This is a genomic window from Psychrobacter sp. TS_SC_6, from assembly GCF_056156305.1.
Genome location: NZ_CM149590.1, coordinates 40,288 through 63,048 on the forward strand (window position 1 = coordinate 40,288; position 22,761 = coordinate 63,048).

Annotated in this window: 21 protein-coding genes and 1 pseudogene; 8 read left to right on the plus strand and 14 right to left on the minus strand. The window is 42.5% G+C overall.

What is annotated here, in order from left to right:
- Positions 1 to 14: 14 nt before the first annotated feature.
- Both AC0J5Y_RS00135 and AC0J5Y_RS00140 read right to left on the minus strand, forming a co-directional pair.
- A complete protein-coding gene (locus AC0J5Y_RS00135) occupies positions 15 to 1,064 on the minus strand; it encodes a YheT family hydrolase (protein WP_475130985.1) in 1,050 nt (349 codons plus the stop codon).
- Positions 1,065 to 1,167: 103 nt separating this feature from the next.
- Positions 1,168 to 1,787, minus strand: a pseudogene (locus tag AC0J5Y_RS00140) (YigZ family protein).
- A 198-nt stretch (positions 1,788 to 1,985) separates the two neighbouring features.
- Between AC0J5Y_RS00140 and AC0J5Y_RS00145 the strand changes: the two are divergent.
- Positions 1,986 to 2,690 carry a pseudouridine synthase gene (locus tag AC0J5Y_RS00145; protein ID WP_475130986.1) on the plus strand — a complete coding sequence of 235 codons (705 nt, stop codon included), beginning with the start codon at positions 1,986 to 1,988 and terminating at the stop codon, positions 2,688 to 2,690.
- Between the two features lie 315 nt (positions 2,691 to 3,005).
- Complete coding sequence (locus AC0J5Y_RS00150; RefSeq protein WP_475130987.1) at positions 3,006 to 4,091, plus strand: disulfide isomerase DsbC N-terminal domain-containing protein; 1,086 nt, start codon at positions 3,006 to 3,008, stop codon at positions 4,089 to 4,091.
- A 121-nt stretch (positions 4,092 to 4,212) separates the two neighbouring features.
- Here AC0J5Y_RS00150 and AC0J5Y_RS00155 read toward each other — a convergent pair whose 3' ends face one another.
- Entirely contained in the window at positions 4,213 to 4,866 is a 654-nt protein-coding gene (locus tag AC0J5Y_RS00155) for a DUF2939 domain-containing protein (protein WP_475130988.1), read from the minus strand.
- A 364-nt stretch (positions 4,867 to 5,230) separates the two neighbouring features.
- On the opposite strand from AC0J5Y_RS00155, the gene dnaJ reads away from it, so the two are divergent.
- The 3 genes from dnaJ to AC0J5Y_RS00170 all read left to right on the plus strand — a co-directional run bounded on the left by dnaJ (position 5,231) and on the right by AC0J5Y_RS00170 (position 8,397).
- On the plus strand, positions 5,231 to 6,370 hold the full coding sequence (dnaJ, locus tag AC0J5Y_RS00160; protein WP_475130989.1) for a molecular chaperone DnaJ: 1,140 nt from the start codon (positions 5,231 to 5,233) through the stop codon (positions 6,368 to 6,370).
- A gap of 175 nt (positions 6,371 to 6,545) precedes the next feature.
- Complete coding sequence (gene dapB, locus AC0J5Y_RS00165) at positions 6,546 to 7,376, plus strand: 4-hydroxy-tetrahydrodipicolinate reductase (RefSeq protein WP_475130990.1); 831 nt, start codon at positions 6,546 to 6,548, stop codon at positions 7,374 to 7,376.
- A 100-nt stretch (positions 7,377 to 7,476) separates the two neighbouring features.
- Entirely contained in the window at positions 7,477 to 8,397 is a 921-nt protein-coding gene (locus AC0J5Y_RS00170; RefSeq protein WP_475130991.1) for a hypothetical protein, read from the plus strand.
- 95 nt (positions 8,398 to 8,492) lie between these two features.
- On the opposite strand, the gene AC0J5Y_RS00175 is transcribed toward AC0J5Y_RS00170, so the two are convergent.
- The 10 genes from AC0J5Y_RS00175 to erpA all read right to left on the minus strand — a co-directional run bounded on the left by AC0J5Y_RS00175 (position 8,493) and on the right by erpA (position 17,860).
- Positions 8,493 to 9,668: a type III PLP-dependent enzyme gene (locus tag AC0J5Y_RS00175; protein WP_475130992.1), complete on the minus strand. Its 1,176-nt coding sequence runs from the start codon at positions 9,666 to 9,668 to the stop codon at positions 8,493 to 8,495.
- Positions 9,669 to 10,057: 389 nt separating this feature from the next.
- Positions 10,058 to 10,612 (minus strand): peptide deformylase, encoded by a 555-nt coding sequence (gene def / locus AC0J5Y_RS00180; RefSeq protein WP_475130993.1) that lies wholly within the window; start codon positions 10,610 to 10,612, stop codon positions 10,058 to 10,060.
- A gap of 139 nt (positions 10,613 to 10,751) precedes the next feature.
- The gene (locus AC0J5Y_RS00185; protein ID WP_475130994.1) at positions 10,752 to 11,288 is read right to left on the minus strand and encodes an IS630 family transposase; all 537 of its coding nucleotides are present in this window, start codon (positions 11,286 to 11,288) and stop codon (positions 10,752 to 10,754) included.
- Positions 11,269 to 11,589 (minus strand): IS630 transposase-related protein, encoded by a 321-nt coding sequence (locus AC0J5Y_RS00190; RefSeq protein ID WP_475130059.1) that lies wholly within the window; start codon positions 11,587 to 11,589, stop codon positions 11,269 to 11,271. The genes AC0J5Y_RS00185 and AC0J5Y_RS00190 overlap by 20 nt, the downstream gene beginning before the upstream one ends.
- A gap of 147 nt (positions 11,590 to 11,736) precedes the next feature.
- The gene (locus AC0J5Y_RS00195) at positions 11,737 to 11,991 is read right to left on the minus strand and encodes a GlsB/YeaQ/YmgE family stress response membrane protein (RefSeq protein WP_475130995.1); all 255 of its coding nucleotides are present in this window, start codon (positions 11,989 to 11,991) and stop codon (positions 11,737 to 11,739) included.
- A gap of 301 nt (positions 11,992 to 12,292) precedes the next feature.
- A complete protein-coding gene (mpl, locus tag AC0J5Y_RS00200) occupies positions 12,293 to 13,810 on the minus strand; it encodes a UDP-N-acetylmuramate:L-alanyl-gamma-D-glutamyl-meso-diaminopimelate ligase (RefSeq protein ID WP_475130996.1) in 1,518 nt (505 codons plus the stop codon).
- A gap of 289 nt (positions 13,811 to 14,099) precedes the next feature.
- Entirely contained in the window at positions 14,100 to 14,723 is a 624-nt protein-coding gene (locus AC0J5Y_RS00205) for a copper resistance protein NlpE N-terminal domain-containing protein (RefSeq protein WP_475130997.1), read from the minus strand.
- Between the two features lie 193 nt (positions 14,724 to 14,916).
- Complete coding sequence (locus tag AC0J5Y_RS00210) at positions 14,917 to 15,447, minus strand: disulfide bond formation protein B (RefSeq protein ID WP_475130998.1); 531 nt, start codon at positions 15,445 to 15,447, stop codon at positions 14,917 to 14,919.
- 55 nt (positions 15,448 to 15,502) lie between these two features.
- Positions 15,503 to 17,086 carry a glutamate--cysteine ligase gene (gene gshA / locus AC0J5Y_RS00215; protein WP_475130999.1) on the minus strand — a complete coding sequence of 528 codons (1,584 nt, stop codon included), beginning with the start codon at positions 17,084 to 17,086 and terminating at the stop codon, positions 15,503 to 15,505.
- 393 nt (positions 17,087 to 17,479) lie between these two features.
- Positions 17,480 to 17,860: an iron-sulfur cluster insertion protein ErpA gene (erpA, locus tag AC0J5Y_RS00220; protein ID WP_475131000.1), complete on the minus strand. Its 381-nt coding sequence runs from the start codon at positions 17,858 to 17,860 to the stop codon at positions 17,480 to 17,482.
- Between the two features lie 503 nt (positions 17,861 to 18,363).
- On the opposite strand from erpA, the gene AC0J5Y_RS00225 reads away from it, so the two are divergent.
- Entirely contained in the window at positions 18,364 to 20,355 is a 1,992-nt protein-coding gene (locus AC0J5Y_RS00225; RefSeq protein WP_475131001.1) for an ATP-binding cassette domain-containing protein, read from the plus strand.
- Between the two features lie 104 nt (positions 20,356 to 20,459).
- Here AC0J5Y_RS00225 and AC0J5Y_RS00230 read toward each other — a convergent pair whose 3' ends face one another.
- Positions 20,460 to 20,822, minus strand: coding sequence for a septal ring lytic transglycosylase RlpA family protein (locus tag AC0J5Y_RS00230; protein ID WP_475131002.1), 363 nt, complete (start codon positions 20,820 to 20,822; stop codon positions 20,460 to 20,462).
- Between the two features lie 545 nt (positions 20,823 to 21,367).
- Here AC0J5Y_RS00230 and AC0J5Y_RS00235 point away from each other — a divergent pair.
- Together AC0J5Y_RS00235 and AC0J5Y_RS00240 are read left to right on the plus strand one after the other, a co-directional pair.
- Entirely contained in the window at positions 21,368 to 22,354 is a 987-nt protein-coding gene (locus AC0J5Y_RS00235) for a DnaJ C-terminal domain-containing protein (RefSeq protein WP_475131003.1), read from the plus strand.
- 79 nt (positions 22,355 to 22,433) lie between these two features.
- Positions 22,434 to 22,757, plus strand: a complete 324-nt coding sequence (locus AC0J5Y_RS00240) for a chaperone modulator CbpM (RefSeq protein WP_475131004.1) — start codon at positions 22,434 to 22,436, stop codon at positions 22,755 to 22,757.
- Positions 22,758 to 22,761: the final 4 nt, after the last annotated feature.

Consider the following 22,761-nt stretch of genomic DNA (forward strand, 5'->3'; position numbering starts at 1 on the left):
TTAGTATTTTTATTCTAGGGTTTATTCGAGGCTACGCCGATATGATTAAAATAGGCGCTAACGGTTTCGGGTATCCAGTTGATATCAAATCTTGATTTTTTATAAAGATGAGGTGACTTGTCTTTATCAGAGCGATAACGAATAAAGCCTACATGCCCGCCATGCTCAGTGTCTAAAATAGTGACACTGTCAGATACATCGTTTGGTGTGGCGGTAAAACCAAGGAAAGGATCGTCTTTGGCGCTAATGAGTAATAAAGGCTTCGTCACTTTTATCAAATAAGGAAGGGCTGATGAAGCTTGATAGTAGTGATTGTTAGAGCGGTAGCCATGACGTGGGGCGGTAAAAATATCATCAAAGTCACTGATGCGATTGACCGCTTTGATCGATTCGATCTCATCTTTAGTGATGTCATTAGCTAAGGCTTTTTTGATAATAGGGTTGAGTAAATAAGGGGTATAAATTCGATGGCTCAAAAAGCTGTGCATACTAAGAGCAGCCGATGACATATCGACGGGAGCGGAGATGACCGCAGCGCCGTCGCATAGTGATTCATTGCCATATTCGCCCATATACTTTGCCAACGCATTACCACCTAGTGACACCCCAACCGCATAAATATTGGCGTATTGTTGACTTAGATTTTGTAGCGCATGATGTACTTCATCGGTATCACCCGCATTATAAAAAACTCTACCATTAGCAGGAATGCCACCACAACTACGAAAGTGAGCGACGACGAAATGCCAGCCTTGCGCGTGGATCTGATACGCCAAAGCGCGCGCATAATGGCTGTCGCTACTGCCTTCCATGCCGTGGAATAGTACGATTAAAGGTGTTTGCTCAAGCTCACCGCTTTCTGCATGTTGTACAGGGTAGGCGTCATAAAAGTCATAGGCGATATCTGTTTCGGCAAGCGAGTCTTGTTTGATAACGCGGCGATAAGTAGGCGTTTTTGGCGCAAAAAACTTGGGTAAAATACTTTGTAGATGGGGATTGGTCAGCCAAAATGGTGGTTTAAAAGGGGCAGGCACGAATGGCTTGGTTGCTGATGAAGTTGACATAGTAGTGTCTTATATAATGGGTGTTGAAAATCGTTGTTAATAATCAGTGCTTTATCATACCCACGGTCGTTATCAAAACCAATGGTTTTCAGTGAACGCATGGTTACTCATTCAGTTTTTGTGACTCGTCTAATACGTGTCCATCCATCGCAAGATGTTCTTTTAAGTGCTCGATATTTGCCTCAGCGAGCGTCACAGTCAAGGTAACCTGCTTACTATAGGCGACATTTTCGATGCTGCCGTTTAAGCTCTCGACGACATAGCGGCACTGGGCTTCGGTCGCAAACTCTGCCAGTATTTGTACCGTGAACATAGGAACATAGGAACATAGGGGCTTAGTATCATCTCATCCACTGCCGCTTGCGCTGAACCTGCATAAGCACGGGTCAAACCGCCAGCACCGAGCTTGATACCACCGAAATAACGTACGACGATAACAATGACATTGCCGATAGATTTATGTTGCAAGACATTTAATATTGGTCGTCCCGCAGTGCCATTGGGCTCGCCATCATCGTCAAACCCTGCACTGGTGGTGTTATTAGGGTCACCAATGATATATGCCCAGCAGTGATGACGGGCATCAGTATATTGCTCACGTAGTTGTTCCACGTGGAACATTGCCTGCTCACGAGAGGTCACTGGATAAGCATAGGTAATAAAGTCAGATTTTTTGATTTCTAAGCGTGCAGTGACGGCACGTTTTAGCGTTTGATAGCTCATATTTCATCAGGCTTAGGTTGGATATGGTAAACTTGTCTAACTTTCACTGTTGTCCGTATTTGGCGCAGTGTAAATTTTATTTTTCATTATAGTACCACTTCTGACCATTGAAGATAGCCAACAACAAACGTGCACGTGCATGCATCGTTGGTCTTTGATTGAGAGTGAGTATCCCAAAACGGATGGTAGGCAAATCGTATGCGTCTAGATAAATTTCTGAGTAAAGCCACTGAGCTGTCGCGTAAAGAATCCAAAAAAATTCTGCACGCTGGTGAAGTCACAGTAAACGAGCAAGTCATTAAAGATCCCGGTGTACATGTCGATATTGTTAATGACGATGTACAGTGGGCAGGCGAGCCATTGTCGGTCGCCACTGGCAATCGCTATATCTTGCTTCATAAACCTGAAGGCTTTGAATGTACCCTAAAAGCTAAAGAATACCCAATTGTCACTGACCTTATTGCGGTGCCAGAGCTTGGCAGTTTACGTATTGCTGGGCGTCTTGATGTTGATACGACTGGTGCATTGCTCATCAGTGATGATGGCGGCTGGTTACATCGCGTAACTAGCCCAAAGCATGAACATGCCAAAGTCTACGAGTTGACGTTAGCAGATGCTATGGATAATAACGCTCAAGCCAATGCTATTAAAGAAGTGGCTGAAGGCATCCTTTTAGAAGGTGACCACGAAGAAACCAAGCCTGCGACCCTCGAGTTCATCGATGAAACTCATGCGCGTTTAACCTTAGAGCAAGGTAAATACCATCAAGTAAAACGTATGATGGGCTATTTCGGTAACAGAGTGGTTGAGCTACATCGTGCTAGTGTTGGTCACATTACTTTAGACGGGTTAGAAAAAGGCGACAGTCGCTTCTTAACACCAGAAGAAGTAGCAAAATTTTAGAGTTATAGCCTATTAGGTTATAAAATTACGTTTTAGACAAATTACTTCAAAATCAGCAGCCACTCAATAGTGAGCTGCTTTTTGTTGCCTGCTATTTTGTCAGTTAGTCTTACAGTATGCTTGTGTTGCCTATCTCTTAAAGCTCAGTAGCAGTTTTGCAAAATTAAACTGTTAAGCCTTTGCAAAAATCCCCCTTATGCTACAGTCTGCTTATCTTTTTAATCTATATTTTTACATAATGTTATTTACTGCTCTTCTGTTAAATATTGATGGGTAAATAACGATCATTATTAAAAACCAGATAGGACTGTCTTTGTGAAATTCGCTATATTAAAATCTGCAAGCTTGATAGGTATTGTTTTATTGACAACTACTGCTTGTGCACAGCCTAACACTGCCGATATGACCAATAAAGCAGTCAGCCAAAAGGTTAACCACAGCGCCCAAGCTGGTCAGAATACGAAAGCTATTGGTACAGTCAGTAAATCTATTGATAGCCGTTTGCGCCAATTGCTGACTCAAGCAGGTATCAAAACGCAGATAACCTCGATTGTACCTTCTAAATTACCCAATATGTATCAAGTCAATTTGGCTGAGCAATTGCCACTACATATTACTGAAGATGGTAAATATGTCATCCAAGGCGAGCTACAAAAGAACCCAAGCAAGCGCGTCATGACCGAAGCGTTGCCACGCAGTAATAGCGAGCAAGTAGGTCAGCCAGTCAGCACAGCCGTCAAATCAGCTATGCTGGCTAACATGGGCGCGCTTAAGAACATGAATAGCAAAACACCGTTCTTTTACACTGCAGTACCGGGTGTGATTTGGGGTGCGACTTTAGAGGGCGTACCATTCTTATTATCAGATGACGCCCAGTACATCACCGATGGTGAGATCTCAGTCATCGATAATGGTCAGTTTACTGGGCTGGATAACCGCTTTGAAAAGCTTAAAAATCAATCTGTCCTAACCACATTGGATACTAAGCAGCTGATTACCTATCCTGCCACCAGTGCTGAAAAAGCGGTGATTTACGTAGCAACGGATGTCAATTGCCCTTATTGCCGAAGATTACATAAGCAGATGCCGATGCTTAATGCCAAAGGCGTGACGATAAAAACCATTGGTTATCCAATTTATGAAGCGTCGCCTGAGCAAATGCGCGGTATCTGGTGCCAAGGTGATGAGGACAGTCGTCGTAAAGCGCTTGATCAAGCAATGCTACATGGCAAGATGACAACAGCGCCTGCATCTTGTAAAACTGATGATGTGGCAGGCAATCGTGAGAAAGCGGCAGGTTTAGCCGTTATGGCAACTCCTGCTATTTATCGTGAAGATGGTGTACTGTTTCAAGCGAGCTTTGAGAGTCCTGAGTTTTTAGAATTCTTGGGAGTAAAATAAGTCGTTGATATTTCTATAATAGTTATGATAGATATCATATTGAATAATAAATAAAAACCCGCCCTATCAACATAACTCATAGGGCGGGTTTTTATTCATATAACAGTTGATGGTAGCAAGTCTATTGCGGCAACACGATATCGACGATTTTCCAGTTAATTAAACCCTCACGCTGCATCTCTATAGTCAAAGGATAGCCTTTCACCTGACCACTGATGGTAAAGCAGTTGATACCGCAGTAACTTAATTGGGGTTTGTCACTGTCAGTCCCTTGTGCTGCCTGCTGTTCAAGCTCATTAGCCTGCTTTTCCATGATTTGCTGCATCTGATTTTTGACCACAGCATTAACATCACCGCGGTGAATAATCAGATTTTGAATGAGATTTTTTAAATCGACTTGATTGCTAGCGATTGCCCACGCTGCCGCCAGCTCTTTAGTGGCAGTATTGGCTTGACCTTGAGTATTGATGACTTTTTCAATATTTTGCGGTGTGATGGCACCAGCGACTGCTTGCATAATAAAACCATTAGCTGCCTCTTTTAACGGCTCGCCGCCAAGCTCAGCGACCAATGGGTATTTTGTCATGGTCACGGCAAATTGCTCAGTGAGCTGGTTTTGCACACTTGGGCGTACTTGCTCATAGTCGATAGCTGCCGCAATAGTCGCACCATCTTTGGCATCATAAGCCTTTTTAAGCTGATAAGCGCTGTAATAAGGCGAGCCTGCATAGACCGTAACAGCAATGACAATCAATAAAATAATCAGCTTTTTCATAAAATCGATACCTTGATACAAGCGTAATGGCGATAAATACTAGCATGGCTGAGCATTATATAGGTATAAAAACCTTTGTTCATTCCTTAATGAATTCTTTTTAATATTAACTAAAGAGTCTAATTAACACTTTGTACTTCAGCCAACTTGATAAATGGTGCTGTCATCTCCATAAATAGCGCAAACTTTTAATAATTGATTTGACTAAGCAGCACCCCACTGTATTCGCTGGTAAGATTCATACGATTGTCATCACTGTTCTCTGTCTTCCGCTATGTTTCATGTGAAACGTTTTTTGCGATGATGAGCGGTATTGAACGATAAAGCAACCAAGCGGTGGACTGTGAAGACGATAGGAGAGCCCATGAGTAAGCGCGATTTTTATGAAATACTAGGTGTCAGTAAGACCGCTGATAATAAAGAGATCAAGCGAGCCTACCGCAAGCTTGCCATGAAATACCATCCAGACCGTAACTCTGAAGACCCAGATGCTGAAGAAAAATTTAAAGAAGCATCGATGGCTTATGAAGTATTAAGTAGCGAAGAAAAACGCTCAGCCTATGACCGTATGGGTCATGCTGCTTTTGAAAACGGCATGGGCGGTGGTGGTTTCGGCGGTGGCGGTGGGGGGAACTTCCAAGATATCTTTGGTGATATCTTTGGCAACTTTGGTGATATCTTTGGTCAGTCACGTGGCGGCGGCGGCGGTGGGCGTTCGCGTCGCGGCTCAGACTTACGTTATGTGATTGAGCTGACTTTAGAAGAAGCGGTACGTGGCTGCAAAAAAGAAATCAGCTTTACAGCTCCTGCGCCTTGCGATACCTGTGATGGTAAAGGCGCAAAAAATGCCTCTGATATCGTGACTTGCCAAACTTGTCATGGTCAAGGTCAAGTCCGTATGCAACAAGGCTTTTTTGCCGTTCAACAGGCCTGCCCACATTGTGGCGGTACTGGTAAACAAATTAAAAATCCCTGTTCTGACTGTCATGGTAATGGCGTCAAAGACAAGTCACGCACGCTAGAAGTTTCTATTCCAGCAGGCGTTGATGATGGTGATCGCGTCCGTTTAGCAGGCGAAGGCGAAGCGGGCAGCGCAGGCGTACAAAACGGCGACTTATACGTCGAAGTACGTGTCAAACAGCACAACGTCTTTACCCGTCAAGGTGCTGATTTGTATATGGATGTGCCAGTTAGTATCACTGATGCAGCACTCGGTAAAGAAGTCGAAATCCCAACCTTAGATGGCAAGGTCAAAATCAAAGTTGCTGAAGGCACGCAAAGCGGTAAATTGCTGCGTGTACGCGGTAGAGGTGTAACACCAGTACGTACGACCATGAAAGGTGATTTGATCTGCCGTGTGGTCATTGAAACACCAGTGAATCTGACTCGTGAGCAAAAAGATTTGCTACGTCAATTCCAAGATACACTGGATGGTGATAGTAAGCATCAGCAGTCACCACATAAAAAATCTTTCTTTAAAAAGATTGGTGACTTATTTGATTAAGGATAAGCATTGATAAAAGCGTATTCTTAATAATATTTAGCCCAAAAGTTTCACGTGAAACTTTTGGGCTTTTTATTGGTTGGATAAAAAACCATTCATAAGCTGATATTTGCTAAACTTAGCCTAATAAATTTAAAAACCAGCGTATTAAAAATAAAGTACTTAGGATAATTATATGAGTCAGCCAGAGAATAAAAAAATGATTAATGTCGGTGTCATCGGTGCAGGTGGACGTATGGGACGTATGCTTATCGAAGCGATACAAGACAATCCACAAACGATATTAACTGCAGCGATTGAGCGTCAAGGTTCAAGTTTGGTTGGAGCAGATGCGGGTGAAGTTGCTGCGGTCGGTCGATTGGATGTGCAAATAGTTGATGATTTACAGTCAGTGATTAATAAGATTGATGTATTGATTGACTTTAGCTTGCCTGCTGCTACTGAAAAAAACCTGCAAGTCTGTGCTGAGCACAACGTCGCCATGGTTATCGGCACGACAGGATTTAATGAGCAGCAAGAGCAAGTATTGGCAAAAGCGAGTGAGCAAGTTGCTATCGTTTATGCGGGTAACTATTCAACAGGTGTTAATCTATCATTAAAGTTACTAGGGATGGCTGCTAAAGCTTTTGGCACTGATGCTGATGTAGAGGTGATTGAAGCGCATCATAAGCATAAAATCGATGCGCCATCAGGTACGGCTTACATGATGGCAGAAGCTGTGGCAGAAGCACGTGGACAGAACCTAAAAGACGTCGCTGTCTATGGTCGTGAAGGACAAACTGGCGAGCGCGAATCAGGTACGATTGGGATTCATGCGATTCGTGGCGGTGAAATCATCGGCGATCATACTGTGATGTTTATTGCAGATGGCGAAGTTGTTGAAATTACCCATCGTGCGCGCGCACGGATGACTTTTGCTGCTGGCGCTGTGCGTGCCGCTACGTGGATTGTTCAGCAATCGGCTGGACAATATAATATGCAGGATGTCTTAGGTTTAAATGACTAAGCTTTAACGAGCAAGGTTTGAGTTATTAGGGTTTTTCTTATGGTTTGGTCGCTGCTGAGTATGGCTTTTGATAGCGTTTAACTATTGTTAGAGGTCAATCATGAATAAGTTTAGTGAAAATCTAATAGCGAGTTTTGGTCGAAAGCTGGCTATGATAAAAACTGTCAAAACCATAAATTATGGACGCCAGATAGTATTTATCCTAAGTTTAACTGTAGTGCCAATAGTCGTACAAGCAGCTGCTTATCAAACCTACGTCATTCACACTTACGGCGGTGATTTATTACTACCAGCTGTGCGCCAACAGTTAAACACGAGCCGTGACGGCGGTACGGTCACCACTTATCAAGATAAGTTAGTCCTGTACACGACAGCTACCAATTATCAAGCAGTGCAGCAGTTATTGACTCAGATTGACCGTCAGCCACAGGCATTGACGGTCGCTGTGCGTGTCGGCAATAATAGTAGTGTTCAGGGTAATATTCAGCAAGGGCAGGTCACTATTAGTAATAGCGGTATCCAAGGCGTAGGGATTATCAACCAGAGTAATAGCCATCAGCAGAATAACAATTTATACCAAATCCAAACCTTGTCAGGTAGCACGGCAAGCATCAGCACTGATACACTCTACGCACTAAATCAAACCTATACTGCCAATAGTTATCCAACCTATCCAGCTTACAACCGTCCAGTAGGAAAGATTATTATCCAGCAGCAGGTCTTATTGCCAACGAGCCAAGGTATCGCGGTCACGCCAAGACTGCTTGCTAATGGACAAGTCGAAGTACAATTGACCCAAGTTGAAGAGAAGCTCGTGCGCGCCAATTCTCCTTATAATCGCCATGGTTACAATAGTAGTGTGCAAGGGCAAAGATTGAATAGTACCCTTATTGTGCCACGTGGACAGTGGGTAACTATAGGGCAAATCTCTCAAAACAGTCAAAATCAGACCGCAGGTTATGGTGGCAACCAAAATAATAACCGTAGCAATGATGTGCCAATATCGCTACTAGTACAGTAGCTAATGATAAGTACTATAGCGAAATAAACGTAAAAAAGCGCGGCACTGTTATTCACAATGCCGCGCTTTTTATAGTAACGATTATTTATCAAAAACTAGTCAACATAGACCACTTCTAATGGTGGAAAACCATTGAACTCAATAGATGAGTACGAGTTGGTATAAGCACCCGTAGTTAACCAAAATATCTTGTCACCAATCTCTAGCTCTTCCGGTAGCTGATAACCTGCCTCTTCATACATAATATCAGTTGAGTCACAAGTAGGACCTGCCAATACGACCGTACCCGCGCTGGTTGAGGTTTCCATTTTTGGTGTATAAACAGGGTACTTGATAGCTTCCCCCAAGGTTTCGATTAAACCTTGAAATAAACCCACATCGGTATAGACCCAACGTGTCAGATCAGTATGCGACTTACGAGAGATCAATACCACGTCACTAACCAGTACACCTGAACCACCAACCAATGAGCGACCGGGCTCCAAAATAATCTCTGGCATATCTTCGGCACTATAGTCATCACTTAAGTAGCTTTGAATCTCTTCAGCATAGACTTTGATAGGGTTGACTTCGCTCAGATAGTTTGCCGGAAAGCCGCCACCCAAATTAATCATTTGTAGCTTAATGCCTTCTTCGTTCTTCATCCAATCAAACATATATTTGACTTTGGCTAGAGCATCATCCCAAGCAGCAACGTCTTTTTGCTGACTGCCCACATGGAATGAGATGCCATAAGGTACCAAGCCCAACTCCTGCGCTTGAATCAATAACTCAATCGCCATGTTTGGATGGCAGCCAAATTTGCGTGATAATGGCCATTCAGCGGTATCTGACCCTTGTACCAAGATACGTACAAATATCTTTGAACCAGGCGCATGTTTTGCGATATTTTTTAGATCTGCTTCTGAGTCGGTCGCATACAAATCAACCCCTTTTTCAAAGGCGTATTTGACATGTTCAGGCTTTTTGATGGTATTACCATAAGAGATACGTGAGGGCTCAACGCCGCAGTCAAGCACGCGATCAAGCTCATAAATTGAGGCACAGTCAAAGTTTGAACCAAGCTCAGCAAGCAGATTGATGACTTCGACGGCAGGGCTTGCTTTCATCGCATAATGGATTTTAGCATGAGGAAAAAAACCGACCATTTCATGAAACTTTGTTTTGATGCGATTGAGATCTACCACCAAGAGTGGTGTTTCACGACCTTCAGCAGCTTTAGTGAATTTCTGCCAGCCGGCAGGGTCAAAATATTGGTCGATTTTAATCATAGTAGAACCTTTAATAAAAACAGTATTTAATGAGAATAAGGAGTGAAGCTAATAAGGAGTGATGCTAACCAGAACTAATAATAAAAGCCAAATTTTTTACGCTAAAATCTAAGCGTTCAATCGTCCCCTTATCGCTGTGCTATGTGCAGTATCTAAAACAGACAGCGTCTAATAAAACGTAGCATGAGCCAACGAAACCACGTGATGATAAACGTATGTGACAATCAACTTATCAGAGAAATATAGTCGATTCTAAATAAAGTAGATACATCATGTTTTGACGCGGCACTGGTATAAATTTTTCTGGCGTGCTGTGCCTGCGCAGACAGAGGCTGCAAAAAATTCATTCCAGTCCCGCTGTATCGTTTTTATGCTGAGCTTAATATAGATTAAGAATTTGCTGGCTGTAGCGCTTTTTCCGCGACTTGCTCGCCTTGCTTTTCACGTATTTTAAGGAATTTACGCACCTTATCACGGGCACGCGTCTGTTTCAAACGCGACAAATAATCGACGAAAATCACCCCATTTAGATGATCCATTTCATGTTGGATGCAAACAGCAAGTAAGCCTTCTACTTCTTCATCAATCCTATCACCATTATCATCTAGGGCTTCGATACGCACTTTGTTTGGGCGCTCAACCTTATCATAGACATCCGGAACCGACAAACAACCCTCTTCATAGGACTGCTTTTCTTCTACCAATGGTGTTACTTTAGGATTAATAAAAACCCTAGGGGCGTTTTTATCTTCAGATAAATCCATCACGATGAGCTGAATATGGTGATCCACTTGGCTGGCAGCCAGACCAATACCTTGTGCATCATACATGGTCTCAATCATATCGGCGATTAAGGTCTTGATGTCAGCAGTGACTTCCTTGACAGGCGTTGCAATCGTACGCAAGCGCGGGTCGGGATAACTTAAAATAGGGAGTAACGCCATAAGGCTCACCTCAATGATAAAGATAAAAAAATAGGTTGAATATTATAAATTAAATGGGGACAAAAGTAATGCTTATCAATAGCTAATGAGAGATATCCTTATCGATAAATATAAGAAAACTATAGTATAGTCAAAGAACTCATAAATCGCCACACAGCCATAAGAAATAGAAGAACAAAGTATCAACACAATCTAACCGCCACTCTTTACGTTTTTGTTTGACCCAAGCCCACATCTGCTCGATAGGATTTAAGTCAGGACTATAAGGTGGTAACCATAAAATAGCGTGACCAGCCCTTTCTATGAGTTCAGTTATGTCTTTTCGCTTATGGAATGTTGCGTTATCCATAATGATCACACTGCCTTTCGGTAGGCTTGGTAGCAGCAGTTGTTCAACCCAACTATGAAATACATCACTATTGACACTGCGATCATAGAGTCCCACAGCGAACAGCTGGTTATTGTAAATAGCACCTATTGCATTGGTTTGGTTTTTAAGCTGCCAGTTGTATTGACCAAAGCATTTTTTACCTCTCTCAGAGTAACCATGAGGTCGGTTCTCATGAGACTTAAAGCCACTTTCATCAAGGTAGATGACGGGTCTGCCCTCAAGCTCAAACTGTCTTAAGTGTTCAAGAAATATAAGACGTTTTTCATCATCCGCTTTTGGATGCATTAAGCTCTTTTTTTTGAGTGATGCTGATGCGCTTCAAGGCGATGCCTATCGCTCTTTGAGTGCAGTTAAAACGCCGAGCTCGCTCGTGCTGATAATCATCAGGATGAGCGGCTACATCGGCTCTCAGTAACTCATCGTTTATCTTAGTTGGGGTAAACTGACGTTTTTTACGCTCAGGATATGTTTTCCAACGCTGGATGGTGTTGGTGCTAATTTGATACGCCTCTGCAAGTTGTCGAATGCTATAGCCTTCTTCAAGCTTGCACAGTATCAGTTGTCGGTAGTCTTTTGAGTATGCCATGATGTCTACTGTAGCGGATTTATGTTTCTTTTACTATATTAATCTATTGATAGAGGAATTTGAAACCATAAAAAAGGCCTTGATTGCACAAGACCTTTATTTTATGTATTCGTTATTGAAATATATTAGCTATTTAGGTATATCCAATTATACGCGACGTTTGCTCATAATCATCTCATAGAGGAACAGTAAGATAATCGCACCAATTACTGAGAAGATTAAACCAGTGAAACCGCCATCAGCATTGATACCAATTATGCCAGCAATAAAACCACCAAGCATCGCACCAACAATACCCAATACAATCGTCATAATCCAACCCATAGGATCGCTACCTGGCTTAATCGCACGTGCCAATAAACCTGCAACCAGACCAACAATAATCATCCAAATAAAGCTCATATCAATTCTCCTAAAGTGTCTATCATTTATAATGGTTTACTTATTTTGTTGAATCCATTGTAAACATTATCGAGATCGAGAAATAAGCAAAAAATGTTACCTATGTATGGGCTCTGTGAGAAAAAAGCGATATTTGCTATTTAGCAAGGGAAATAGGTAAACGGGGTGTTACAAAGGTAGCAAAGTCGCTAACGAAATGGCAATGTATTATGAGTTGGTAATCAAAAAAAGTAGACAAATAAAAATCGTGGCATCATTAATAATGAGTGATGCCTTTTACTTATACCGCTATAAAGCCAGATTAACGGTTATTTAAAGCCGTTAGTAAACGCTGGTGAATACCTTCAAAGCCGCCATTAGACATAATCACAATCGCATCACCAGCCTTGGCATATTTGCAAATATGAGTAATGATATCTTCCGCGCTAGAGATTACCTGTTGGCTGCCAATATCTGGATTTGCGATAGTGGCATTATTAATAACTTCTTTTAGACCCCATTCAAGTCCGGTAGGCTCATACCATAAGGTATGATCGGCAAGGGTAGCAGACTGCGCCAGACTGTCTTGATGGATACCCATTTTCATGGTATTGCTACGTGGCTCAATAATTGCCCAAAGTCGTCTATCAGCTAGCTTTTTCTTAGCCCCATCTAATGTGGTCGTAATCGCTGTTGGATGATGAGCAAAATCATCAAAGACTAAGATATCATTTACATTGCCTATAAGCTCCATTCGGCGCTTGATACCAGCGAATGCTGATAAAGCGGCGCAAGCGGTTTTGACACTGACGCCGATGGTATAAGCCGCTGCGACAGCAACCAAGGCGTTATTCACATTGTGAATGCCGCTCATCGACCAATCGACGATTCCCGTGGCTTCTTTATCAGCAGTATCAGCCACAAAACTAATAGCAAATTGACCACCATCTTCGCTGATAAGTTCAGCTTGCCAATCATTACTATCTTTCACATGTTTATCTTTTGCGTGAGTATTATCTGTTGTATGAGTATTATGTGCCGCTGAGTCCAATACTGCTGTCCGCCAAACAGGTGTCCAAACACCTTTCGCTAACGTTTCCTCTAAGCTGACAGTCGCTGTTGGCATAATGATTTTGCCAGTGCTTGGAATCATGCGCACCATATGATGAAATTGGGTCTGAATAGCATCAAGATCGGCAAAAATATCCGCATGATCAAATTCAAGGTTATTTAAAATAGCCGTACACGGACGATAATGTACGAACTTTGAACGCTTATCAAAAAATGCAGAATCGTATTCATCTGCTTCGATAACGAAATAGCCAGTATTTGCCGAATCGTCATTATCAATTTTGTCAGCACCCAAATAACTGCTGTGAGCAAAGACTTGCTGCAAGTGGGCATCAGCAGTATCAACAAGTGGCACGCCACCGATTAAAAACCCAGTGTCGATACCGGCATAGTGCAGTATCCACGCGAGCATGGTCGTCGTCGTGGTTTTACCGTGAGTACCTGCCACTGCGATGACATGGCGAGATTGCAATACTTGCTCAGATAAAAACTGGGGTCCAGAGGTATAGCGTAGACCTGTGTCCAGCATATATTCGATGACATCCATACCGCGTTTCATCGCATTACCAACGACGACTAAATCTGGTGCTGGTTGCAAATGCTCTATAAGATAGCCTTGCTCAATGGCCACGCCCGCGTTTTCAAGTTGGGTAGACATCGGCGGATAAACGTTGGTATCTGAGCCCGTGACCGTATGTCCAAGCTCGCGCGCCAATAAGGCCAGAGAGCCCATAAAAGTACCACAAATACCAAGAATATGAATATGCATAGACGTTCCGTACGAGCTTGAATAAGAGGAGTGAAAATCTAACGTAAGCCAATAAAAGAGATTGCTATATTTTGGCTGAGCTAATATTTATCTTAGCAAATTACTATTTAAGCCAGTACTCTTTTATGTTGAGCCAACAATCGTGGTACAGCAGGCAAGCGCTCATTGTAAAGTAATCATGGTTCTTTGACCAATAAAAAACGCCTAGTAAATAGGCGTTATCAGAATTATAAAATAGTCGTATTTAGTGTTATCTCAAATATGCTGTATGGCGTTACTATTCAAGCAGTTATTGACGTGCTAAAGCATAGTTTTCATCAGGATTTTTATACTCATCCATCATGATCAAATGATTGTCTTGAATTTGATAGGTTTCGATATTTTTTTTCTCATAAACGATCGTAATCACATCATTGTCTTGACGATAGACGCCGGATTCTACCAAAGGCGGTTGTGGCGTTTCAGCCTGATTAAAGACACTGGTTTTTAATACTGAACCATCGGCGAATAAGTTTAAAGTAACGTTAATACTGCCACAAGATGGGCAGGGGACCACGCCACCATAATCGCCCATCAAGGTCGCTTGCAACATACTGTCGCTGTTTGCTGCTGAAATCATCGGTGAGCGTACTGAGTTATTATTCGAGCTTGCTGCTGCAATAAGTGTCTGTCCTTCTTGATGACTTTCTTCATTAGCTGATGCTTTGGCATCATTTTCTAGCAAGGCAGGCTCATCATTCTCCAAAACGTTACTTTGGTCGCTGTTAATCGGCGCACCTTGGGTATTTTTATTTGTAGAAGAAGAGGCACTGTCACAACTTACCAAGGCTATACAGACCGGCACGGCTAATAACAGACGCGTACAGCGGTTATTAAGGAAGGAAGCAGGAAATACAGGCGAAAAATTTATCATAGTATTACCACAGAGCAGATTTTTGAACAGTATTTCTAATTACAATCGATGTCATTTTGACTCTAAAATCAGCGTAAAAATCACATAGAACGAAAACGACTAGAGTAACGACAATAAGCCCGCGTTGCGAGCTTGATTTCGTTAAATTATGTGATAAAAATGGATAAACTATGAATAGCGCGCCGTGCGTTATTTATCGAGCGAGAGGCTTAGGAGTATCAGGACGTACGATACGCCACAAGATAAGCAAATGGGTCAGTATGAGAATACTAAATAAAATCAGAGATTGTTCAGGGATGCTTAAGCCCAAAAACGTCCATTCAATAGAGGCGCATTCACCAGAGCCCGCAAATACCTCTTTTAATATCTGCTGCATAGGCAAGGTATCCATCCAGTAATCCAAACCCGGACCACATGAGGGTACTTGATCAGCTGGCAAATGCTGTAGCCAAACATGACGCCCTGCAACTATAGTCGCCCAACCGATACCTGCTAGGCTACCTAGCCATAATATCAATCGTAGCGCCATTGATTTAGGATTCAGCACCGCCGCGATGAGGGCAAAGCCGCCCATGATCATAAGTCCAATCCGCTGAAAAATACAAAGCGGGCAAGGTGTGAAGCCCATATAACGCTGTAAGAAAAATAGAGCAAAGCTCATGCCTATCGCGGTCATTATGACTAAAAATATTTGCAGATTGCGGTAAATGGTTAGCTGTAGCATGGGGCAGATACTCTTATAAAGTGCTTGTTAATAAAGGACAGAAAGATAAGAAAGATTAACGATATTGCTGCAAGAAATCCATAAAATCTTCTGTTTCAGCTGCCTCCATCTCCGCTTGCTGTAAAATGGACTTTTCGGCGAGCACTTCATATTTTGCTTGGGTATTGGGACTGAGGGTTTGCTGCAATAACGAGTCGCGATGCTGTTGCGCTAAGGTAAAGCCAAGCTGCCATAAACTGCCCAAGCGCTTGCTATCAGAATTTACTTGCGCTGAAATGGTTGACTCAGAGTGACCAGCCTTACCTTGCATCAAGGCAACTGCTGCACGATAATCATTGCCGCCATGATGGGCGTCAAGTAAGGCGGCGAGTGGCTGCATACGGTTTAAATGCATCAGCATCCAGCTTTCTAATGATTGCTCAGCCCCATTATTTAGGATTTGTAGATCCTTACGGCGACCTTCATTAACGACGCGCTCAAGATTGATGGCAAGCGCCTCTTCTTCTTCAGGCAGTAATTCAGGGGAATCACTAAGCAAGCAATAAAGCGCCATCACTTCTAAAAAGCAAGCACTAGATAAGCGGATGCCGATATCGCTATAAGGGTCTAAATCAATCGCACGAAACTCAACGTAAGCGATACCACGACGCTCAAGTGCTTCAGTTGGGCTTTCGCCACTCATGGCTATTTGCTTAGGACGAATAGGGCTGTAGTATTCATTTTCTATTTGTAAAATATGATTGTTGATTTGAATAGGATTGCCATTCTCATCATCTAAGCCAAGCTTCTCAAAGCTTTCGTGTGGGGTCTGAATTGCACGGCGCAGCCCTTTGATATATTCAGGCAAATTGTTGTAGCGGATATCAAGGTGCTCTTGCACGCTATTGGTGTAGCCAAGTTTGCCCATCCGCAGGCTGGTAGCAGTTGGTTTATAATACGTTGAATTATTGAATATCTCAAGGTCGTGCTTAACCCCTGAAACAAAGCACGGGCAGACACTGGGACTTGCGCCCAATAAATACAGCACCAAACTGGTCAGGCGTTTAAAGTTACGAATCAGACCAAGATATTTGTCGTTTTTAAACTCTGTTAATGTTAGAGATTGTGCAGTCGGCGTTTGTGTTTGCCACGCAGTGAATAAATCGTCACCAAATGATAAATTATAATGTAAACCTGCAATGGTCTGCATCCGGCGACCATAACGAACACCAAGTCCACTACGGTACAAAGTTTTCAATTTACCCGTGTTAGAACTACCATAGTCCGCGAGCGGAATATCTTCATCATTTGATGACAGCATACAAGGCATAGATAGCGGCCACATCAGCTCATTTTCAGGAATACCTTTATATACCAACAGATGCAACTGGCGCAGCATGTTTAGCGTCTCTTTTGGTGATGACTTGGGGTCAGTAATCAGCTCAAGTAAGCTTTCAGAGTAATCTGTCGTAATAAAAGGATGAGTCAGCTTGGAGCCGAGTTTGGCAGGATGCGGCGTTTGGGCCAAATAACCATCAGGCGTCACGCGCAATCCTTCTTTTTCGATACCACGTAACATACCTGCTAAATGTTGGCTGGCAAACCAGTTTGGAATATCAAAATCGACAAAGCTACTCGCAAAATTACTCATAAGGATCATCTGTTGTTATTGGTTATTATTGATTAAAAAACCATCAATGGCTAATCGAAATAGAGAATAGGGACTTCAGTTTAGCCCAAAGACAGGCTAAAAACCACGCACGATTACAAATACTGTCCGTTTTGCTGAAGGTGAATTCCACACTATTTGGCAGAAATTTTAGCCATAAAATAGCAGTAAAGCCCTAAGAAATTTGGGACTTTAATTGATCGTTTGTGCTTATTTTCTTGAAAGTTTTTATGGAGGGCAACTCTATTTTTATCAATAGCCCAGGTACCCAAATTTTTACAGGAAAAATATCTGAAATAAAAAGCACCTACCAATCGGGTAAGTGCCATAGCAAAACAATTCTTCATACAGTTATTGGATATTAAGATGTACCAAAGCGAGTATTTAAATCGAGAATGACGAGCCGCAGCCACAAGTGGTCGTCGCATTAGGGTTGGTTACGATAAAGCGGGCGCCTTCCAAACCTTCAGTATAATCGACGGTCGAGCCTTGTAAGTACTGATAACTAAGTGAATCTACAACCAGCGTCACATCGCCATTATCAAAGTTGGCGTCATCTTCGTTCAAATCATTGGCAAAGTTAAAACCGTAAGAAAACCCCGAACAGCCGCCGCCAGTGACATACACTCGTAACATAAGGTCGCTATCGCCTTCTTCTTCTCGCAGGCGACGTACTTTTTGCGCCGCGCTATCAGTCAGGTTCAGTACTGTTGGGTCTACTGATTGGCTTGAACTTGGATTAAATTGGTTGGCTGGTTGGTTCATATCTACCTCAATTGCTAAAATCAGATGTTATTATTTTTACGTATGCGAGGTCGTTTACTGTTACAGGCTCAGATGACTTGCCAGTAGCTTTTCATAGCTGCTATTCATGACCTACAGGCAACTCCACTATTCTTTATGCAAGGCATCGCTATTTTTGGACAACCACTGCGAGATAGACAGCATAGTAACTAGACTTTAATGGTGAATATCAGCACTTAACTGCCTGATGTCAATAGTATTTTGCTAGTATAACATAGTTGGGTTAATGATTAATTTGTCAAGGGTAACAGTAGCGTTTGCTATTATAACGTACTTATATATGCCCTTTGTTGTTTGTTAATACAAGGGAATTAGTAGCAGTATAAAGGTTTGAATTTAAAATACTTATTTAATTGTTTGCCTATCGGTTAGGCGTTTGAAATAATAGCCGCCAGTAAACACGCCAGATAAGTGTTTTTCCTATTGCCTTATGTTTTATATTACCGCTGAGATGAAGAAATTATATGATCGAATTTAAAGACGTTGGTGTTCGCCGTGATGGTCGTGAGTTGTTTGCAGGGGCAAGCTTCCAGCTACATCCGGGCCACAAAGTTGGCTTAACGGGCAATAACGGGACCGGAAAATCGACCTTATTTGCCTTATTATTGACACGAATGGGTACCGGTGACACCGAAGTGACCCTTGATAGGGGTGAAGTGAGTATCCCTGATAGCTGGCATGTGGCGCACATGGCGCAGGAAGTTGGCGCGACCACACAGACGGCGATTGATTATGTGCTAAGCGGTGATGAGCAATGGTACGAAATTAACGCCACTTTAAATGACCTAAGCCGTGTCAGTGATGAGCAGATTGGTGTGCTACACCAGCAGTTTGATGAGATTGATGGCTATCGTACGCCAACCAAAGCCGCGCAAATTATGGCGGGTTTAGGTTTTAATACCAATCAACATGAGCTACCGGTGGAAGGTTTTTCGGGTGGTTGGCGTATGCGCTTAAACCTTGCTAAGACCTTGATGAGCCGTGCTGACTTAATGCTACTTGATGAGCCAACCAACCATTTGGATTTGGATGCTATTCTTTGGCTTGAGACTTGGATTAATGCCTTTACCGGTCTGGTCATCGTGATCTCACATGATCAAACGTTCTTAGATAACACCGTTGGTCATATCTTGCACGTTGAGCAGCAAAAAATCACCCTTTATACCGGTAACTATCAACAGTTTATTCGCACCCGTCATGAGCGTATGGCGCAGCAGCAACAAGCGTTTGAGAAGCAAGAAGCGACCAAAGCACATTTGGATGACTTTATTCGTCGTTTCCGCGCTAAAGCCAGTAAAGCAAAACAAGCACAGAGCCGTATCAAGCAGCTTGAGCGCATGGCTGAGCTGTCGCCGATGATGGCAGACAACCCGTTTTCGTTCCGCTTTTATGAGCCGGCGAATATGAGCTCGCCGCTGATTGAATTGACCGATGCCGATATTGGTTATAGCGATACCCCACTACTTTATAACGCCAATGTGCAAGTCACTCCTGATACTCGTATCGGTTTGCTTGGAATGAATGGCGCTGGTAAGTCGACCTTGATTAAAGCCTTGGTCGGTGAGCTTGGCGTATTAAAGGGCAGTTATAATGTTTCAGACACGCTAAAGCTTGGCTACTTTAACCAGCATCAAATGGATATCCTTGATCCGAAGGCAACGCCGATAGAGATGTTGCGTCGCCTAGCAGGCAAAACGTCTGATGCAATGCTACGGTCATTCTTAGGTAGCTTTGATTTCCGTGGCGACCGTATCGATACTATCAGTGAGCTATTCTCTGGTGGCGAACGTGCGCGCTTGACGCTAGCTTTGATCGTCTGGCAACGTCCGAACGTGCTGGTACTCGATGAACCAACCAACCATTTGGATTTACAAATGCGTCAGGCGTTGACGATTGCTTTGCAAGGGTTTGAAGGGGCAGTGGTACTGGTCTCGCATGACCGCGAATTGATTGCCAATGTCTGTGATGAGCTGTTTTTGGTACATGATGGGCAAATCGATGAGTTCGATGGTGACATCAGTGATTATGGTAAATGGCTTGCTGAAAAGCGTAAGCAAGAAAATTCGCAAGATAAAAATACCAGTAAGAAGAAAAGCAAAAAAGAGAGTAAAAAGTTTGTTTCACGTGAAACAGATGCTAATGCAGTAGGTAGCCAAGCAAGCAAGCAAGTGGGTAAAGATGCGCAGCGCAAGCTGGCCGCTGAACAACGCAAATTAACCGCGCCTATTCGCCGTGATATCGAAAACACGGAAAAGACCTTGGCTGCAATTGACGAGAAGCTGCTGGTGTTAGAAGAAAAGCTGGCGAATACGAATCTTTATGAAGAAAGTCGTAAGGCTGATTTGATGATATTGCTGAATGAGCAAACCACGTTACAGCAGCAACATAGTCAACATGAAGAAAAATTGCTACTAGCAATGACAACCTTGGAAGAAATGGAAGCCAATATCGGCTAATACCGTGAGGTTTTTATCAATTAGTTTTTAATCGAAACCAAGTAATAAAACTCAGTCATTAAAAAAGGGAAGGCTTACGCCTTCCCTTTTTTTACTTTATTGCCTTACTCTCTACGATATCGACCATCACCATAAGATAGGATTTCCATCGTAGTAGTACAAAGCTGACAGTTTATTTGACCAGCAGCGGCTTTAGATAAATCAAGAATGCGACCTCGTGTAAAAGGTCCTCTATCTGTAATTTTTACAATCACGCTCTGCTTTGTCTTTTTGTTGGTCACTTGTACTTTCGTACCAAACGGCAGCGTTTTATGTGCGGCTGTCAGGGAGTTCATATTGAAGATACTACCACTTGCCGTACGTTTACCATGGAATTTGCTACCGTAGTAGCTGGTATTACCGGCGAAAGCAGTGGCGCTCAATAGTAGTGATAAAGTGATGACTAAAGACTTGATTAAATAAGACATTTAAAACCTTTTCGCTATTGAAGAAATAGACAGATACTCTTGCCTATGTTATGCATACTCCCTATGAGTACAAATAATAAAAAACATCATACAAGAAATAACTTTTCACATTCTTACAGCTCTGTAAAAAAACTCTTTAGGTCAAAAACGCTTTTTTAACAGGAAGTTATGATATATATATACCTATTTTGCCATGTTTAGATTGCTGTCAATATAAACAATTTCTTGCTCGATTCTCTCATTATAAAATCAGTGAAAAGTAAAAATTTTTCATAGTAAACAGTATGTTTCAGATAAAAATATCCCTTGCATACTACTATCTGCCTAGCAGAGACGATAATAATTTATAGCGCGCGCACGGTATCGTTTTTAAGTTGAATCCCCTATATTGGTAATATTTCTATAATGGTATTTGGTTTTTTTAGCGCTATCATTATAAGTGGACTAGGGTCACAATCTTTTATATCGCCAACCTACTTTCGATTACTAGCGTTTACAATTGGCGTTTCATTATTATTAATAGATCTTATTTTGAGGAAAATAACATGGCAGAAAAAAACTACTATGACATTTTAGGGGTCAAAACCGACGCCTCAGACGCTGATATAAAAAAAAGATATCGTAAGCTCGTCCGTCAATATCATCCGGATGTCAGTGATGACCCAGATGCCGATAATAAGATTGCTGAGATTAATAATGCTTATGAAACCATCAGAGATAAGGACAAGCGTGCTGAATATGATGCGATGCTAAACAATCCTTTTGCTGGTCAAGGTGGCGCTGGTGGTTTTGGCGGGCAAGCAAGTGCTAGTCAGGGCGGCTTCCGCTGGGAAGATATTAAAGATCAGTTCGGTGCTGGCGAAGCCTATGGCGATGGGGGTTTTCGCTTCGATGATATTTTTTCGGCATTTGGACGCGGCGCACGTGGACAAGCAAGTGGTCAGTCGCAATATGGTGGCTTTGGAACGCAAGATAGTAAGGGTCAAGACCAACATGCCGAGATTACCGTTGATTTGGTATCTGTTTATCAGGGCGATGAATACAGTATTAAGTTAAATGTTCCGGTGCGCCAGCCAAATGGCAGTGTGGGCTACGATAATAAGACCCTTAAGATAAAAATCCCTAAAGGCATTACGGATGGCAAGCAAATTCGATTAGCTGAACAAGGAGCGGCTGGCAGTGGTAATGGTAAAAATGGTGATTTGTTTTTAAAGGTTAAAATCAGTCATGCTTCAAATATCCGTATCGAAGGGGCAGATGTTTATCAGACGGTCAATATAGTGCCATGGGAAGCGGCACTGGGTGAAAAGATTACTGTCAGCACGCCAACAGGCACACTGGGTGTAACGATTCCTAAAAACAGCAAGTCAGGTAGTAATTTACGTCTAAAAGGCAAAGGTATTCCTGCTAAAGAAGCAGGCGATTTATACTTAACCCTAAATATTGTCAATCCAGACACCAATAGTGAAGCGCAAACCAACGCCTATGAAGCACTAAAACAAGCCTTCACTGACACAACCATTGAGCGATAAACAAATAGATTTATAAAAGCTGTTTAATACCTTAATAGAGATGTAGACGATAAAATAAAGAAAAACGAGGATAATCGCTATGAAACACTCGCCTGAATTTAATGACATTATCATGAGCTTAGATGAGCTGATATCTGCCTGCGGTCAAGAGCGCCAGTGGGTGATCGAGCTGATTGAAGAGAACATCATCGAATATGATGTACCAGACCGCGAGCAGTTTACTGGCTATCAGCTGACGACTGTGCGCCGTGCGTCCCGCCTAAGCCGCGACTTTGAAGCCAGTGTCCCAGCCATTGGTTTGATACTTGAGCTGTTAAATGAAATAGAGCAACTGCGCCAATTAAAACGCCAATTGGATATGCAAGCACCTGTTATTGAAGTCACGATTGACCATTTAAAATAGTTAA

What these genes read in the sequence shown, in the direction of transcription:
- def (WP_475130993.1), bottom strand. Translation starts at nt 10,612, where the DNA reads ATGGCGTTACTCCCTATTTTAAGTTATCCCGACCCGCGCTTGCGTACG.
- dapB (WP_475130990.1), top strand. Translation starts at nt 6,546, where the DNA reads ATGAGTCAGCCAGAGAATAAAAAAATGATTAATGTCGGTGTCATCGGT.
- AC0J5Y_RS00210 (WP_475130998.1), bottom strand. Translation starts at nt 15,447, where the DNA reads ATGCTACAGCTAACCATTTACCGCAATCTGCAAATATTTTTAGTCATA.
- mpl (WP_475130996.1), bottom strand. Translation starts at nt 13,810, where the DNA reads ATGCATATTCATATTCTTGGTATTTGTGGTACTTTTATGGGCTCTCTG.
- AC0J5Y_RS00195 (WP_475130995.1), bottom strand. Translation starts at nt 11,991, where the DNA reads ATGAGCTTTATTTGGATGATTATTGTTGGTCTGGTTGCAGGTTTATTG.
- gshA (WP_475130999.1), bottom strand. Translation starts at nt 17,086, where the DNA reads ATGATCCTTATGAGTAATTTTGCGAGTAGCTTTGTCGATTTTGATATT.
- AC0J5Y_RS00155 (WP_475130988.1), bottom strand. Translation starts at nt 4,866, where the DNA reads ATGAAAAAGCTGATTATTTTATTGATTGTCATTGCTGTTACGGTCTAT.
- AC0J5Y_RS00185 (WP_475130994.1), bottom strand. Translation starts at nt 11,288, where the DNA reads ATGCATCCAAAAGCGGATGATGAAAAACGTCTTATATTTCTTGAACAC.
- AC0J5Y_RS00235 (WP_475131003.1), top strand. Translation starts at nt 21,368, where the DNA reads ATGGCAGAAAAAAACTACTATGACATTTTAGGGGTCAAAACCGACGCC.
- AC0J5Y_RS00135 (WP_475130985.1), bottom strand. Translation starts at nt 1,064, where the DNA reads ATGTCAACTTCATCAGCAACCAAGCCATTCGTGCCTGCCCCTTTTAAA.
- AC0J5Y_RS00205 (WP_475130997.1), bottom strand. Translation starts at nt 14,723, where the DNA reads ATGATAAATTTTTCGCCTGTATTTCCTGCTTCCTTCCTTAATAACCGC.
- AC0J5Y_RS00175 (WP_475130992.1), bottom strand. Translation starts at nt 9,668, where the DNA reads ATGATTAAAATCGACCAATATTTTGACCCTGCCGGCTGGCAGAAATTC.
- AC0J5Y_RS00190 (WP_475130059.1), bottom strand. Translation starts at nt 11,589, where the DNA reads ATGGCATACTCAAAAGACTACCGACAACTGATACTGTGCAAGCTTGAA.
- AC0J5Y_RS00230 (WP_475131002.1), bottom strand. Translation starts at nt 20,822, where the DNA reads ATGTCTTATTTAATCAAGTCTTTAGTCATCACTTTATCACTACTATTG.
- dnaJ (WP_475130989.1), top strand. Translation starts at nt 5,231, where the DNA reads ATGAGTAAGCGCGATTTTTATGAAATACTAGGTGTCAGTAAGACCGCT.
- AC0J5Y_RS00240 (WP_475131004.1), top strand. Translation starts at nt 22,434, where the DNA reads ATGAAACACTCGCCTGAATTTAATGACATTATCATGAGCTTAGATGAG.
- AC0J5Y_RS00225 (WP_475131001.1), top strand. Translation starts at nt 18,364, where the DNA reads ATGATCGAATTTAAAGACGTTGGTGTTCGCCGTGATGGTCGTGAGTTG.
- erpA (WP_475131000.1), bottom strand. Translation starts at nt 17,860, where the DNA reads ATGAACCAACCAGCCAACCAATTTAATCCAAGTTCAAGCCAATCAGTA.
- AC0J5Y_RS00145 (WP_475130986.1), top strand. Translation starts at nt 1,986, where the DNA reads ATGCGTCTAGATAAATTTCTGAGTAAAGCCACTGAGCTGTCGCGTAAA.
- AC0J5Y_RS00170 (WP_475130991.1), top strand. Translation starts at nt 7,477, where the DNA reads ATGAATAAGTTTAGTGAAAATCTAATAGCGAGTTTTGGTCGAAAGCTG.